Below are 14636 nucleotides of genomic sequence, written 5' to 3' on the forward strand. Positions count from 1 at the left end.
GCTTCCTCTTCGCAGGATTCTAACAGTGAGCGCAACAGAAAAAGAACGAAAGAAGAATGTTCCACCCAGACGCGTCCCTACAACGCAACGGGCGGAGGCAGGTAATGGCATCCCACGTCACTTTTGATTAGATAGACGCATGAAGATATTGATTCTCGGTGCAAGCGGCTTCATCGGCTCGGACATTCTTCGCAGACTGCACAATGACGGCCATTTGGTCACGGGTCTCGCGCGCAACACTGTTTCCGCCCGGCGGAAATTCCCTCTCGCCAACTGGATCGATGGCGACTTGGCGCGGATGAAAGATGCCAGCAGTTGGACTGAGCTGGTGGCTGACCATGAGGTCATCGTCAATTGCGCCGGCGCGCTTCAGGATGGTCTAGCCGACAATCTCTCCGCCACGCAGTTGGATGCGATGCTGGCGCTTTATGAAGCGTGTATTCTGGCGCGCGGCAGGCTTATCATTCAAATTTCTGCGCAAACCTCGGGGACTGCATCCAACTTGCCGTTTCTGGCGACAAAGCGCGGCGCTGACGAAGCGCTTGCCGCCAGTGGTTTGCCGCACGTCATCTTCCGCCCTGCCCTCGTTATCGGCCGCAACGCCCATGGCGGCACAGCACTCATTCGGGCTCTGGCCGGTCTGCCCCGCTTCGTTCCTCTCGCGCACGCGGAGAGCCCGGTTCGCGTCGTCTCGGTCAATGATGTCGCCTCTGCGGTATCGCGCGCCGTCAGCGGACACATCGCGCCGGCAAGCGACCTGCATCTGGCAGCCGATGAGACCGTGACGCTGAAAGAGCTCGTCGCGCTGCATCGCCAATGGCTCGGACTGCCTCCTGCAAGGTTTGTCTCGCTCTCACCCGCGATCGCCAAGCCCGTCAGCGTGATGGCGGATCTCGCGGGTTATCTGGGCTGGCGCTCGCCACTTCGATCCACGGCCATGGCGGTGATGTCGGAAGGCGTTTCGACGCAAGCGCAGACAAACACGCTTTCGGTTGCAACGGCAGCCGAAACGTTGGCGCGTCATCCATCCGCCGTGCAGGATCTCTGGTTCGCTCGCCTCTATCTCCTCAAACCCATCATCATTCTCTCCCTGTCGCTCTTCTGGTTGCTGTCAGGCCTCGTTCCGCTGGCAAATATCGATGGCGCGGCAAGCCACTTCCTGCCTTTCCTGCCACAAACTGGAGCGACCGCGCTCACAATTGCCACCTGCGCACTCGACATCGCGCTCGGCATTGCCGTCGTCATCAGGCGCTTTTCGCGAAAGGCCATGCTGGGCATGGTGTTGGTGACGGCATCCTATCTTCTCGGTGCAACGCTTCTCGAACCCTCACTTTGGCTCGACCCGCTCGGACCGCTTGTGAAAGTCTTGCCATCGATCGTTCTCACTCTCGTTGCCCTGGCGACGCTGGAAGAAAGGTAAGCGGTGCGATGCTGGAAGAGTTGCTCCGCCTCGCCCACGTGATCGGCGCGACCGTACTGCTGGGAACCGGTGCCGGCATTGCCTTCTTCATGGTCTTGGCGCGTCGTACAGAGAACCCGACGCTGATTGCCCATGTTGCAGGAACGGTGGTGATTGCCGATACGATCTTTACCGCCACAGCCGCCATCTTCCAGCCGATCACCGGCTACTTTCTGGCGCGCCTGATTGGCTGGCCACTGACTGAAGGCTGGGTCTGGCTTTCGCTCCTTCTCTACGTCTTCGTCGGTCTTTTCTGGCTGCCCGTCGTCTGGATCCAGATCAGGCTGCGCGACATCGCCAGAGCCGCGGCAGCAGAGCGATCAGCACTTCCTCCGCAATGGTTTCGTCTTTACCGCATCTGGTTCGCCTGCGGCTTTCCCGCCTTCTTCGCGGTTATCGCCATTCTCTGGCTGATGCTGACAAAGCCTGAGATCACTTTCGGGATCGGCTAGCGCGACAAGCGGAACCCACCAGGACGTTCATTCACTTCAACATTGGCCAGAGGCTCAGCACAAGCAATACGGCCATCGTGATGTTGAACCATTTCAACCGCGCAGGAACGGACAGCCATTCGCGCAGCACGGAGCCAAATCCCGCCCATGTCGAAACGCTCGGCAGGTTGACCGCGGCAAAGGCAAGACCAACAAGCATCACCGTCAGCGTGTACTGGTTTTCATCCGTGTAGGTCGCCATGGCAGCGACCGCCATCACCCACGCCTTCGGATTGACCCACTGGAACGCGGCAGCACCGAGAAACGTCATCGGCTCGGCGCCAGCCTTTCCGTCACCAAGACTACGGGAGGTGCCGATCTTCCAGGCGATCCAGACCAGATAGGCGCCTCCGGCAAATTTCAGCGCGGTGTATAGCACGGGGACCGAGTGCAGCAGCGCGCCAAGTCCAAGCCCCACTCCAATCAGCAACGACAGGAACCCCACCCCGATCCCTAACATGTGCGGAATGGTGCGGCGAAAGCCGAAATTCACGCCCGATGCAAACAGCATCATATTGTTGGGTCCAGGCGTAATCGACGTGGTGAACGCGAAGACCAGAAGCGCGATGAAAGTCTCGATTGTCATGAATGTCCCCTTGAAGGTTCATCCTATTCGCCAGCCAAACGGAAAACCAGCAATCAGCACGAATGGCACGTCGCACAAGTTTTGATGGATCGAGAGAGATCCCTTCTGGTTTACTGTCTCAGCAATCTTCGAGGAGGCCTTCATGTATGACGATATCCCAACGCTGACCCTGCCTTCGGGACGGGAAATCCCCTCACTCGGCATCGGCACCTGGAACATGGGCGAGAGCAAAGCCTATGAAGCACAGGAGGTGGCGAGCATCCGCATGGCCGTCGAGCTCGGCATGACGGTCGTCGATACTGCAGAAATGTATGCGGACGGACGATCGGAAGAAGTTGTCGGAAAAGCTGTTGCGGATAGACGTGACGATGTGTTTCTCGTCAGCAAAGTCTATCCCTTCAATGCAAGTTCGTCCGGAACGATCGAAGCCTGCGAACGCAGCTTGACGCGTCTCGGGGTCGATCATTTGGATCTTTATCTTCTCCACTGGCGTGGCTCTCACCCGCTGAAGGAAACGGTAGCCGCTTTTGAAAAGCTGAAGCAGGCCGGCAAGATTCGAGATTGGGGTGTGTCGAACTTCGATACGGAAGATATGGAAGAACTGTTCGAGGTAGACGACGGTCGCAACTGCGCGGTCAATCAGGTTCTCTACAACCTGTCGCGGCGCGGCGTGGAATATGATCTTCTTCCCTGGTGCCAGAAAAAGGGCGTACCACTCATGGCTTACTCGCCCATAGAACAGGGGCGCATTCTCAATAATCGTGAACTGATACGTATTGCCAAGGCCTATCAGGCAACGCCAGCACAGGTGGCGCTCGCCTTTCTCCTGGAACGCGACGGCGTTCTCGCCATCCCCAAAAGCGCCAAGCCTGAACGGGTGGAGGAAAATCGCGGCGCGACCGATCTGGATATCAGCGATGAAGATTGGACAATCCTCGATGCTGCATTTCCGCCGCCGACCAGAAAGACATCTCTGGCGATGTTATGATTTTATTTCACATACTTAGCGTCGCCTGCAGAATCAATTTCTGAGGTAGCGCACATCAGAACCAAACGAAAAGCCGGGCGCTTGCGACGCCCGGCTTTATCATTTGAACTTGCATTCCGGTTTTTTCAGAACTCTTCCCAGTCCTGCTTGACCGCTGCATTGCCGCTAAAGGCGGTTGCAAGCTTGCGGCCAAGTGCCCGGGCTGGTGACGCGGCCGGACGTTCGGTAGCTGCGGCCGCACGGATAGGTGCCTCGAAAGTCGCAGATAGCTTGAACTGACCGAGAAGCTGGTTCAGCGAAGAGGCCTCGCGGGCAAGACCGTGGCTTGCTGCCGTGGTCTCTTCCACCATTGCTGCATTCTTCTGTGTGTCCTGATCCATCTGGTTCACAGCCGTATTGATCTGCTGCAGACCGGAGGACTGCTCCTGTGCCGCTTCCACGATCGCCATGACGTGGCGGTTGATCTCCTGCACTTCCGCCACGATGGTTTCCAGCGCACGGCCCGTTTCACCAACGAGCTCGACGCCTTCCTGAACCTGCGTGTTGGAGGTGGAAATCAGACCCTTGATGTCCTTTGCAGCACTGGCGGAACGCTGTGCCAGTTCACGCACTTCCTGGGCAACGACCGCGAAGCCCTTGCCCGCCTCACCAGCACGTGCCGCTTCCACGCCGGCATTCAGAGCCAGAAGGTTGGTCTGGAAGGCGATCTCATCGATGACGCTGATGATGTTGGAAATCTCACCGGACGACTTCTCGATCCGCTCCATGGCAACGACGGCTTTGCGAACAACCTCACCCGATTGTTCGGCACCGGTGCGCGCCTTGGCAACCAACTGACCGGCCTCCTGCGCACGACGGGTGGAGTCCTTCACGGTCGTCGTGATTTCTTCCAGCGCCGCGGCTGTTTCTTCGACGGAGGCTGCCTGCTGTTCGGTACGCTTGGCAAGATCGTCGGCTGCGGCACGAATTTCATTCGCACCGGCATCGATACCGCGAGCATTTTCCGCCACGCGGGTCAGAGCCGACTGCAACTTCTCGGCAGAGGCGTTGAAGTTCTCACGAACGACATCGAGATGGGCGACGAATGGCTGCCCGATCCGGTAGGAGACATCGCCCTCTGACAGTCGCGACAAACCATTCGCCAGATTGTCGACGGCAAATTGCGTATCCGCGGCTTCCCTGGCCTTCTGTTCGTCGCGGGCGATCCGCTCTTTCTCCGACAGGCTGCGATTGGCGTCAGCTTCCTGCTCCAGACGGATACGCTCCAGGGCATTTTCGCGGAACACGGCGACGGCCTGCGCCATCTGTCCTACTTCGTCCTTGCGGTTGACACCGTCGATCTCCTCACGCGTCTGACCACCAGCGAGCGAAACCATACGTGCGGAGAGGCTCGTAATCGGACCTGTGATGCCGCGGGCGGAAACCAAAAGCGACATGGCAATGGCAGCAGCGAAAAGAGCGGCAAGCGCGCTCAGAGAATACAGGATCGTCGAATTCGTCAGTGCCGAGAGATCGCCTGATCTGGCGTTGACATCTTTCAGCGTCGCTTCGTTGAAAGTCCGCATGTCCACACGCCAACTGGCGATCATGGTATTGATCTCGGTGAGCTTGCGGCGGGCGGTCAAAAAATCGCCGTTCTTCATCATCACCCAAACTTCGTCGGTAGCCTTGATGATGTCATTGGCGCGGTTCGATATATCGGCAAGACCGTCCTTCATACCGGGTACGAGCTTGGGCGCATTCTCCAATCTTGTAAGAAGTGCTGCGACATCCTTCTTGTATGTCTCCTGCATATCAGTTGGCTTGCGGCCCTGTTCGGACGCGAGCAGACCCAAAGTCGTGTCATAGCCCAATGCCAAGAGCGACGTATTCGCGCGGAAAAGCTCCGTCGTAGCATTGCTGTCTTTTGTGATGAGGTCGCTATAGGCCTGATCGGCACTCTTGTAATTCATCGCGACCACGCCGACGCCACAGAGCCCAACCACCGACACCGGAATGATCAGACTAAGGATTTTCGTGCGAATTTTTGCATTCTCAAGAAAAGACATGTGTCCCCGCATAAGCAAGCTACCTGATGGCAATAGCGTGCTTGCACCAACCTCCTCCAGGGGCTGGTTCAGCCATTGCTTTGCCGATCTTGATGATACGCTCCATCATGGAGCGAGGAATGTCCGAAATCTACAATTCGACCATGTATAAAAGTTTAACCAAGGGACAGCAACGCGTGCGAAAAAAGCAAGAAAACGTGATGAAATGAATAACTTACGTAGCGAAAGGCAAAAGCCGTCAGCCTTGATGATAGCCCAGGGGGCTGCTCACATCGCGCAAATGTCGGCCGTCTGAATATAAGATTTGGCAGAAATAACAGGCCCCGTTTATCGGAGCCTGTATCTCTTGAACTTACATGCCCTCCGGACCGCGGTTCATTGCCGCGATACCCGTGCGGCAAATTTCGATCAGGCCGAGCGGCTTGATGATCGAAACGAACTGGTCGATCTTGGAAGACTTGCCGGTGATCTCGAAAATGAAGTGGTCGAGCGTTGCATCCACCACCTTGGCATGGAAGGCGTCCGCAAGACGCAAGGTCTCGGCACGGTCCTCACCGCGCCCAGCCACCTTGATCAGCGCAACTTCGCGCTCGATCGGACGCTCCTGCCCTGCCTGGCGGGCACGCACGGTCAGATCCACCACGCGGTGAACCGGAACGATCCGCTCAAGCTGCGCCTTGATCTGCTCCAGCACACCCGGTGTGCCGCGCGTGACGATGGTGATGCGCGACAGATGCGCCTCATGCTCGGTCTCGGAAACCGTCAGGCTCTCGATGTTGTAGCCGCGGCCGGAAAACAGACCGATGACGCGGGCAAGGACGCCCGGCTCATTGTTGACGAGAACCGAAAGCGTGTGGTTTTCGACCATCGCCGTTTCCGTCTGGATGAAGTAGGCGGAGCCGGTGGGCTGTAGGTGTGCGTTCATGTCTTTATCCTCTTCCCACGCTTAGACGAGCTGGCGGCCCTTGGCATCGATGGCATTGGCAACTGCTTCGTCCGTTGCTTCGTCGGGCAGCAGCATCTCGTTATGTGCCTTACCAGACGGGATCATCGGGAAGCAATTGGCGAGATTGGCAACGCGGCAATCGAAAATAACCGGCCTCTTCACCGCGATCATCTCGGCAATCTTGTCGTCCAGCTCCTTCGGATCGTCGCAATACATGCCGACCGCACCATAGGCCTCCGCCAGCTTGACGAAGTCGGGCATGGCTTCGGTATAGGAGTTGGACAGACGGTTGCCGTGAAGCAACTGCTGCCACTGGCGGACCATGCCCATATACTGGTTGTTCAAGATGAAGATCTTGACCGGCAGATTGTACTGGATGGCGCAGGACATTTCCTGAATGCACATCTGGATCGAGGCATCGCCGGCAACATCGATAACCAATGCGTCCGGATGGGCGACTTGTACGCCGATGGCCGCAGGGAAGCCGTAACCCATGGTACCGAGACCACCGGATGTCATCCAGCGGTTCGGCTGTTCGAAGCCGAGGAATTGTGCCGCCCACATCTGGTGCTGACCGACTTCGGTGGTGATATAGGTGTCGTGGTCCCTGGTTGCAGCAGACAGGCGCTCCAGCGCATATTGCGGCATGATGACGTCGTTGGAGTTCTTGTAGGCAAACGAGTTGCGCGCCCGCCAGCGGGCGATCTGGCTGTGCCACTCTTGCGTCTGCGCCTTTTCAGGCTTGGCAGGCAGTGCCCGCCACAGACGAACCATATCTTCCAGAACATGACCAACATCGCCGATGATCGGAACATCGACGCGAACGTTCTTGTTGATCGACGACGGGTCGATGTCGATGTGGATCTTCTTGGAGTTCGGCGAGAAGGCATTCAGGCGACCGGTGATACGGTCGTCGAAACGCGCACCGATGCAGACCATGACGTCGCAATCATGCATGGTCATGTTGGCTTCGTAGGATCCGTGCATGCCGAGCATGCCCAGCCACTTGTCGCCGGATGCCGGATAGGCCCCCAGCCCCATCAGCGTAGAGGTGATCGGGAAGCCGGTCAGCTCCACCAGCTCGCGCAGCAGGCGAGTGGCTTCCGGACCGGAGTTGACGACGCCGCCGCCGGTATAAAAGACCGGACGCCGCGCTTTCGACATCAGCTCGATAGCTGCCTTGACGGCATTGAGGTCACCCTGAACCTTCGGTGTATAGCTCTTTTGCTGAACGGCAGCAGATGGCGGCGTGTAGGTACCGGTGGCGAACTGAATATCCTTCGGAACGTCGACGACGACCGGACCTGGACGGCCTGTCTGGGCAATGCGGAAGGCTTCATGAATGATGCCCGCCAGCTCGTTGACATCTTTGACCAGCCAATTGTGCTTGGTGCACGGGCGTGTAATGCCGACGGTATCGCATTCCTGGAAGGCATCGGAGCCGATGAGCGTGGTCGGAACCTGGCCGGAAATGCAGACCAGCGGAATGCTATCCATCAGTGCATCCTGCAACGGCGTAACAGCATTCGTCGCACCCGGACCGGACGTAACAAGCATGACGCCGACCTTGCCGGTCGAGCGCGCATAGCCTTCCGCAGCATGGCCTGCACCCTGTTCGTGGCGAACCAGAATGTGCTGAATTTCTTCCTGCTGGAAAATCTCGTCGTAGATCGGAAGAACCGCACCACCCGGATAGCCGAAAATATGCTCGACGCCATTGTCTTTCAGCGCGCGCAGAACGATCTCCGCGCCGGTCATGCGATTGCCGTTGTCCGTGGTATCCTTATCCGTCATTGCCTGTTCCATCCCGATTTGGCTTTTGGATATCGCTGGGCGTGACCGCCCAAGTGGAGACATAAAAAAAGGCCCCTAGAGGAGCCTCGTTCCGCGCATGGGTGCTTTCGCCGGATGGTTACACCATCCTGCCCATGCGCCGTCCCACCACGATAAGTACGTTAAGATTTTTCATGGAGCGGAGTGTTAGACAGAAACCCGTTTGGCGTCAACGCAAAATGCCGAAAAAATGCACCCGTTCTTAACTTTATTGCGAGGAACCACGGCGCAACGAAACAAAGATGCGTGCCCGTTACACCGGTTGTTAAAGTCACAAGGGCTATAGCTGCTGACAAGAAGAAGCCGACCTTGTGAAGACTTCAGCATCGACCTGGCAGGGACAAAACGTGCTCAACGACGATCTGCACACATCGGCAAAAGCCGGCGAACACGACCGACGCGACGGACAAACTGCGGGCAACCGCATGCTCGGGCGCGTGATTTTCTGCAGCGGCTCGAAGGCCAGAATTTCCGTAACCACCGACAGCGGCAATCCGGGCTTTGCGCAATTGTGGTCAGTCGGCCGTCTGATCTCGATCGATCTCGGCGAGACCCGCGTTGCAGCTCTCACCTACGCTATGAATGTCGACGGTCCGCTCTGGTCCGAACGTGAACCAAATACGCTGCTCATCGATGTGGAACTGCTCGGCGAAATATACTCCACCCCGGAAGGCATCGAGCAGTTTTCAAGCGGTATTACCCGTTACCCATATCTCGGCGCCATCGCACACCGCATCCGCGCCAGCGATCTCGTCCGCATCTATGAGAACAGCGCGAGGGGCAGTTGCATCGTCGGCCAGCTGAGCCAGGATCAGACCGTAGACGCAATGATCAACATTCCGGAAATGCTGTCCAAGCACTTTGCGGTCGTTGGCTCCACCGGCGTTGGCAAGACGACAGCGGTCACCCTACTTCTCAACAAGGCGATCGAGAAGGATCCAAAGCTTCGGGTCCTGATCCTCGATCCACACAATGAATTTGCCGCAGCTTTCCCCAACACCTCGGTCGTGATCGATACCGATACGCTGGATTTGCCGTTCTGGCTGATGAAGCTTGAAGAATTCACCGAAGTGCTATTTCGCGGCCAAAAGCCGCCTGTCGATGAACTTGATATTCTGCGTGATCTCATCCCCGAGGCAAAACGGGCCTTCCGTGGTTCCGATGCGTCACCCATGCGCCGCGCCTCGGAGAAGACGTCGCTTACCGCCGACACACCGGTCCCTTACCGCATCGCCGACCTTCTTGCGCTCATCGACGAGCGTATCGGACGGCTGGAGGGTCGTGGGGAAAAGCCGGTCTTGCGCACGCTGAAGCTACGCATCATGGCTGCGATCAACGATCCGCGCTACCACTTCATGTTCTCCAACAGCACCATCAGCGACACGATTATGGAAACGGTGGCGCACATCTTCCGGGTACCGGGAGACGGCAAGCCGATTTCGGTTTTTCAGCTGGCAGGCATCCCCTCGGAGGTCGTCAACTCCGTCGCCTCGGTTCTGTGCCGCATGGCCTTCGAACTGGCTCTATGGGGCCAGGGATCGATCCACACATTAGTGGTCTGCGAAGAGGCGCACCGCTACGTGCCGGCCAATCCGGAACTCGGCTTCTTCCCCACGCGTCAGGCCATTGCCCGCATCGCCAAGGAAGGCCGCAAATACGGCGTCTCGCTCGGCATCATCACGCAGCGCCCTGGTGAACTCGACCAGACGATCCTGTCGCAGTGCTCCACCGTCTTCGCCATGCGCCTGTCGAACGACAACGACCAGGACATCATCCGTTCGGCGATCTCGACCTCGTCGAGTTCAACGATCAGTTTCCTCTCCTCACTTGGCAATGGAGAAGCCATCGCCTTCGGCGAGGCGATCAACGTGCCGATGCGCATGCGCTTCAACCGCCTGCCGCCACACATGCTGCCAAAGGCAAATGGTATAATCAGCCACCATCATGAAGATGTGCCGGACAATGTTGACCTGCGCTCCATCGTCAAAAGGATGCGCGCGCTCTCCGGTCCAGACATTTCCGGCTTTCGCCAGAGCTATGACGCGACGGTCGCAAAGGATGCCGGCGAAATCGAAACGGAAAGCTGGCCCTATGACCCGTCCGAGGACGTGGGCGGTGATTGCCAACCCTACCGCCCGGACATGCTGCCGCGCAGCATCCAGACGACCGCGCACAAGCTCGAACAACAGCAACCACCCCATCCAGTTGCTGACACCACGCGTCCCTTCTTTACCAATGAGACGCGCTCCTCCATCCGGGAGACCTTGCTCAAGAAGCCTCTCGGCAGTCTCTACAAAAAGGATTGAAACATTCAGGGGCTGACGCGTTGCCAGTCTTCGCCCATCTGGTTTCGAAACCAGGTCATCTGCCGTTTGGCATATTGGCGGGTCGCGGCTGCGGCCTTTTCGATTACCTCATCCTCAGGCATGCGACCGGCCAGCATCTCGGCGATCTGCGATACGCCAATCGCTTTCATGGCAGTCGAGTCCGCAGGCAATTCCAGAGCCAGAAGCGCCCTTACCTCATCCACCGCTCCGGTCTGCATCATCCCGGCAAAACGGCGGTTGATGCGATCGTGCAAGACGCTACGCTCCGGTAGAACCACAATCTTGCGAGCACGATCGGGATTGACGATCATTGGACCCGTTGCAGACTGAAACGACCTGATCGATCGTCCTGTCGCCTCAAGAACTTCCAGCGCACGCACAATTCGTTGCCCGTCCGTTGGCATCAGCGTCGCCGCCATCTCCGGATCTCGCCTCTCCAATTCGCGATAGAGATCGAAGCTTCCGTCATCCAAAAGCCGCTGCCGGTATCCTCCCCGAATTCCGGGCGGGATTGCTGGCATGTCAGATAATCCGCCGGTCAGAGCCTTGAAGTACAGCCCCGTGCCTCCAACGATCACAGGAAGCAGCCCCTGCTCCTTCACCTCATGCAGAAGCGACGTGACATCGCGCAACCAATCGCCGGTCGAATAAAGCGCGTTGGCAGGAACGTGACCGTAAAGATGATGCGGAATGCCCTCCATTTCGTCGAGGGAGGGACGGGCTGTCAGCACCTGCAGCGTGTCGTAGACCTGCATGCTGTCTGCATTGATGACGACGCCGCGATGTTCCCGCGCCAGACGAAGAGCAAGCGCGGACTTGCCGCTTGCCGTTGGGCCAGTTATCAGGATCGCATCGAATGGTTCATCAAGGTTTTTCATCATGGCTTTCGTTGCCACGCTTATCGCCAATCCGTCAAATCCTGTTCTTGGCCCAGCCCTTGGTGAAACGGCGGCGCAGGTCGTCGGCGCCTCCGGGCTTTACTGGCTGGCCGACGGTGTTGCCTGCGATATCGTGCTGCCTGAAGGCGCCGATGTTGACGCTGCCCGCATTACCTTGTCCGCCACGATAGCAGGCCTGCCGATAGATATCGTCATTCAGGATCAGGATACGCGCCGCAAGAAAATCCTGATCGCAGATATGGATTCAACCATGATCGGCCAGGAGTGCATCGATGAACTGGCGGCAGAAGTGGGATTGAAGGACAAGGTGTCGGCGATTACCGCGCGTGCGATGAATGGCGAGATCGCCTTCGAGCCCGCACTGCGAGAGCGCGTCGCGCTGCTCAAGGGCCTGCCAGTTTCGGTCATCGATGAGGTGATTGAAAAACGCATCACCCTCACCCCAGGCGGCAAGGAACTCGTGGCGACGATGAAGGCCAAGGGCTACTATACTGCTCTCGTTTCCGGCGGCTTCACCGTGTTTACCGCACGCGTCGCGGAGATGATCGGCTTCCAGGAAAATCGCGCCAATCTTCTGGGTGAACAGGATGGGCTGCTGGACGGCACCGTTGCCGAACCCATTCTCGGCAAACAGGCCAAGGTCGATGCCTTGAACGATATAGCCAACACGCTCGGCATTTCCCCGGAAGATGCGCTTGCCGTTGGCGATGGCGCAAACGATCTCGGCATGTTGCATCTTGCCGGCAGCGGTGTGGCGCTCCATGCCAAACCAGCCGTCGCGGCAGAAGCCAAGATTCGCATCGATCACGGCGATCTGACCGCCCTTCTTTATCTTCAGGGCTATCGCAAGTCGGATTTCGTCACCGCATGATCATCCACGGCACACCGCGCCTGATCCTACGCGACTGGAAAGAAAGCGACCGCCATCTCTTCCGCGAGATCAACGCCGATCCCGTGGTCATGGAGTTCTTCGCCGTGCGTCGCACAGATGAAGAGTCCGACACCATGATGGAACGGATAAACGCCATGATCCACGCCACCGGCTTCGGCTTCTACGCAATGGAAAATCGTGAAACAGGGGAGCCTATGGGCTTTTGCGGCGTCGCTCCTGTCACGGTCGACGAGGTCTTTGCGCCTGGCACGATGGAGATCGGCTGGCGTCTTGCCACGCGGTACTGGGGCAAAGGCTACGTGACGGAGGCGGCAAAGGCACTGCTATCGATGGCTTTCGACGACAAGCGCCTTGCCGAAATCGTCTCGTTTGCCGTCTACAACAACCACCGCTCCACCGCCGTGATGAAGCGCATCGGACTGAAACGCGACCCCTCGCGCGATTTCGATCATCCGCGTGTGCCGGAAGAGACACACCCGCATTTACGTCCCCACGTCACCTACGCGCTGACGCTGGAGGAATGGCGAGCGCGATAACGTCGCATCCCGCTGCCAATCATCTTCACTTCACGGCGGCATTACCACCATCGGCATACAGGGCGGATCCGGCCACGAAGCTCGCCATTGGACTTGCCAGGAAGAGCGCCGCCTGCGCCAATTCCCCGGGGCTTGCGATGCGCTTCATCGCGTGAAGACCAGCGGCCCATTCTTTTTGTGCGTCATCTCCAGCCATCGCCGTATCCACACCCCCTGGCAGCAAAGCATTGACGCGGATACCTTTCACCGCATAGTCGGCGGTCAAACCTTTTACCAGCCCCATGAGCGCCGCCTTTGCCGCGCCGTAGGCGGCCATTCCGGGCAGGCCAACGCTCGTGCCAACAAAGCTGGAGGTGAAGACAATCGCCCCGCCGCCGCGCGCCAGCATGGATGGCACCTGGGAACGGGCACCCAGAAAGGCCGAGGTCAGATTGGCGTTCAATGTGTGATGCCATTCTTCGAGCGGAAGTTCGGCAAGCGGCTTAATCGCGCCCACAGCGCCCGCATTGTTGACGGCAATATCAAGGCCGCCGAACCGATCCGCCGCCGCCTGAACCAATCGCTCATGGGTCTGCGCAAGTCCCACGTCGCCGACCACCGCATGCACCCGGCCGCCCAGATCCGCGATCGTTTCGGCAACCTCATTCAGCGCCCGCTCGCCACGCGCATTGATGACGACTGCGGCACCTTGTGCGGCGAAAAGCAGCGCCGTCGCCCGGCCAATACCGGATGATGCGCCAGTGATGATTGCGACTTTGTTATTCAGCAGTGTCACAGCCTCGGACCTCCATTTGATGAAGGCCAAGGCTTAGAGCGCACCTCGATTGACAGCCACCCGTTTCATGCACTTGCGCTAATGCAGGCCAAAGAGGTTGAGCAGCTCCTCGCGCTGGCGAACGAAGGCTGCAGAGCTCCGGTCGCATAGGCGTGGAAGATCGACGTCGATCAGCCTCGGCATAGCCCCCTTCTCGCGTGGTAGGATCAAAATCCGGTCGGCGAGATAAAGTGCCTCTTCCAGATCGTGCGTCACGAGAAGCGTTGTCACGTCCTCCTCGCGCCAAATGCGTGCGAGTTCTTGTTGCATACCGATCTTGGTCATCGCGTCCAGCGCACCGAGCGGCTCGTCGAGCAGCAGAATTTCCGGCTGAACGGCGAGCGCGCGAGCGATACCAACCCGCTGTGCCATGCCGCCGGAAAGTTGCCTTGGATAGGCATCCTCGAATTGCTGCAGGCCGACAAGGTTGATGTATCGTCGTGCATGGCCACGCGCTTCTTCGCGGCTCTGCCCCTGCGTCTCCAGCCCGAAGGCCACATTGTCGAGGACGGTCAACCAGGGCAGAAGCCGCGGTTCCTGGAAGATCACGGCGCGCTCTCGACCAACACCACGGACAACGTTACCGTCGATCAGCACGTCGCCACGATCGGCCTCTTCAAGGCCCGCTAATACCCTGAGCAGTGTCGTCTTGCCCGAACCGCTGGCACCGACGATGGCGAGGCTTTCGCCGGAGCGGATCGTCAGGTTCAAGTCTTTCAGCACCTGAAACGGCTTGCCGTTCAGCTGGTAGGATTTGGAGAGGTGGCGGATCGCCACCTCTCCTCGTAGGGATTGAACTGCGCTCATGACATCAGCC

Annotated in this window: 13 protein-coding genes; 6 read left to right on the forward strand and 7 right to left on the reverse strand. The window is 58.4% G+C overall.

The genetic code is table 11. From position 1 onward, the window contains the following. Positions 1–139: 139 nt before the first annotated feature. Together WKI41_RS20480 and WKI41_RS20485 are read left to right on the forward strand one after the other, a co-directional pair. The gene (locus WKI41_RS20480; RefSeq protein WP_340195277.1) at positions 140–1420 is read left to right on the forward strand and encodes an SDR family oxidoreductase; all 1281 of its coding nucleotides are present in this window, start codon (positions 140–142) and stop codon (positions 1418–1420) included. An 8-nt stretch (positions 1421–1428) separates the two neighbouring features. Next, positions 1429–1911: a DUF2269 family protein gene (locus tag WKI41_RS20485; protein WP_340195278.1), complete on the forward strand. Its 483-nt coding sequence runs from the start codon at positions 1429–1431 to the stop codon at positions 1909–1911. Between the two features lie 31 nt (positions 1912–1942). On the opposite strand, the gene WKI41_RS20490 is transcribed toward WKI41_RS20485, so the two are convergent. Then, positions 1943–2536 (reverse strand): LysE family translocator, encoded by a 594-nt coding sequence (locus tag WKI41_RS20490; RefSeq protein ID WP_340195279.1) that lies wholly within the window; start codon positions 2534–2536, stop codon positions 1943–1945. Between the two features lie 142 nt (positions 2537–2678). Here WKI41_RS20490 and WKI41_RS20495 point away from each other — a divergent pair, with 142 nt between their 5' ends. Continuing rightward, positions 2679–3524, forward strand: a complete 846-nt coding sequence (locus WKI41_RS20495) for an aldo/keto reductase (protein ID WP_340195280.1) — start codon at positions 2679–2681, stop codon at positions 3522–3524. A 125-nt stretch (positions 3525–3649) separates the two neighbouring features. Here WKI41_RS20495 and WKI41_RS20500 read toward each other — a convergent pair whose 3' ends face one another. The 3 genes from WKI41_RS20500 to WKI41_RS20510 form a co-directional block, all read right to left on the reverse strand. Beyond that, entirely contained in the window at positions 3650–5572 is a 1923-nt protein-coding gene (locus WKI41_RS20500; protein ID WP_340195281.1) for a methyl-accepting chemotaxis protein, read from the reverse strand. A 352-nt stretch (positions 5573–5924) separates the two neighbouring features. Further along, positions 5925–6497 carry an acetolactate synthase small subunit gene (gene ilvN / locus WKI41_RS20505; protein ID WP_062426570.1) on the reverse strand — a complete coding sequence of 191 codons (573 nt, stop codon included), beginning with the start codon at positions 6495–6497 and terminating at the stop codon, positions 5925–5927. A gap of 21 nt (positions 6498–6518) precedes the next feature. Continuing rightward, the gene (locus WKI41_RS20510; RefSeq protein WP_340195282.1) at positions 6519–8312 is read right to left on the reverse strand and encodes an acetolactate synthase 3 large subunit; all 1794 of its coding nucleotides are present in this window, start codon (positions 8310–8312) and stop codon (positions 6519–6521) included. A 386-nt stretch (positions 8313–8698) separates the two neighbouring features. Between WKI41_RS20510 and WKI41_RS20515 the strand changes: the two genes are divergently transcribed. Continuing rightward, positions 8699–10657 carry an ATP-binding protein gene (locus WKI41_RS20515; RefSeq protein ID WP_340195499.1) on the forward strand — a complete coding sequence of 653 codons (1959 nt, stop codon included), beginning with the start codon at positions 8699–8701 and terminating at the stop codon, positions 10655–10657. Positions 10658–10662: 5 nt separating this feature from the next. Here WKI41_RS20515 and miaA read toward each other — a convergent pair whose 3' ends face one another. After that, positions 10663–11559: a tRNA (adenosine(37)-N6)-dimethylallyltransferase MiaA gene (gene miaA / locus WKI41_RS20520; protein WP_340195283.1), complete on the reverse strand. Its 897-nt coding sequence runs from the start codon at positions 11557–11559 to the stop codon at positions 10663–10665. Between miaA and serB the strand changes: the two genes are divergently transcribed. Both serB and WKI41_RS20530 read left to right on the forward strand, forming a co-directional pair. Beyond that, positions 11558–12448: a phosphoserine phosphatase SerB gene (gene serB / locus WKI41_RS20525; RefSeq protein WP_340195284.1), complete on the forward strand. Its 891-nt coding sequence runs from the start codon at positions 11558–11560 to the stop codon at positions 12446–12448. The two genes, miaA and serB, sit on opposite strands and share 2 nt — an antisense overlap. Then, complete coding sequence (locus WKI41_RS20530) at positions 12445–13005, forward strand: GNAT family N-acetyltransferase (protein ID WP_340195285.1); 561 nt, start codon at positions 12445–12447, stop codon at positions 13003–13005. Before serB ends, WKI41_RS20530 begins: the two co-directional genes overlap by 4 nt. A gap of 25 nt (positions 13006–13030) precedes the next feature. Here WKI41_RS20530 and WKI41_RS20535 read toward each other — a convergent pair whose 3' ends face one another. Both WKI41_RS20535 and WKI41_RS20540 read right to left on the reverse strand, forming a co-directional pair. Further along, the gene (locus WKI41_RS20535) at positions 13031–13780 is read right to left on the reverse strand and encodes an SDR family oxidoreductase (RefSeq protein ID WP_340195286.1); all 750 of its coding nucleotides are present in this window, start codon (positions 13778–13780) and stop codon (positions 13031–13033) included. 78 nt (positions 13781–13858) lie between these two features. Further along, positions 13859–14626 (reverse strand): ABC transporter ATP-binding protein, encoded by a 768-nt coding sequence (locus WKI41_RS20540; protein WP_340195287.1) that lies wholly within the window; start codon positions 14624–14626, stop codon positions 13859–13861. Positions 14627–14636: the final 10 nt, after the last annotated feature.

This window comes from Agrobacterium larrymoorei, from assembly GCF_037722385.1.
Lineage (GTDB): Bacteria > Pseudomonadota > Alphaproteobacteria > Rhizobiales > Rhizobiaceae > Agrobacterium > Agrobacterium larrymoorei_C.

Coding starts and splice junctions, on each gene's coding strand:
- WKI41_RS20480 (WP_340195277.1), top strand. CDS start 140: ATGAAGATATTGATTCTCGGTGCAAGCGGCTTCATCGGCTCGGACATT.
- WKI41_RS20485 (WP_340195278.1), top strand. CDS start 1,429: ATGCTGGAAGAGTTGCTCCGCCTCGCCCACGTGATCGGCGCGACCGTA.
- WKI41_RS20490 (WP_340195279.1), bottom strand. CDS start 2,536: ATGACAATCGAGACTTTCATCGCGCTTCTGGTCTTCGCGTTCACCACG.
- WKI41_RS20495 (WP_340195280.1), top strand. CDS start 2,679: ATGTATGACGATATCCCAACGCTGACCCTGCCTTCGGGACGGGAAATC.
- WKI41_RS20500 (WP_340195281.1), bottom strand. CDS start 5,572: ATGTCTTTTCTTGAGAATGCAAAAATTCGCACGAAAATCCTTAGTCTG.
- ilvN (WP_062426570.1), bottom strand. CDS start 6,497: ATGAACGCACACCTACAGCCCACCGGCTCCGCCTACTTCATCCAGACG.
- WKI41_RS20510 (WP_340195282.1), bottom strand. CDS start 8,312: ATGACGGATAAGGATACCACGGACAACGGCAATCGCATGACCGGCGCG.
- serB (WP_340195284.1), top strand. CDS start 11,558: ATGGCTTTCGTTGCCACGCTTATCGCCAATCCGTCAAATCCTGTTCTT.
- miaA (WP_340195283.1), bottom strand. CDS start 11,559: ATGATGAAAAACCTTGATGAACCATTCGATGCGATCCTGATAACTGGC.
- WKI41_RS20530 (WP_340195285.1), top strand. CDS start 12,445: ATGATCATCCACGGCACACCGCGCCTGATCCTACGCGACTGGAAAGAA.
- WKI41_RS20540 (WP_340195287.1), bottom strand. CDS start 14,626: ATGAGCGCAGTTCAATCCCTACGAGGAGAGGTGGCGATCCGCCACCTC.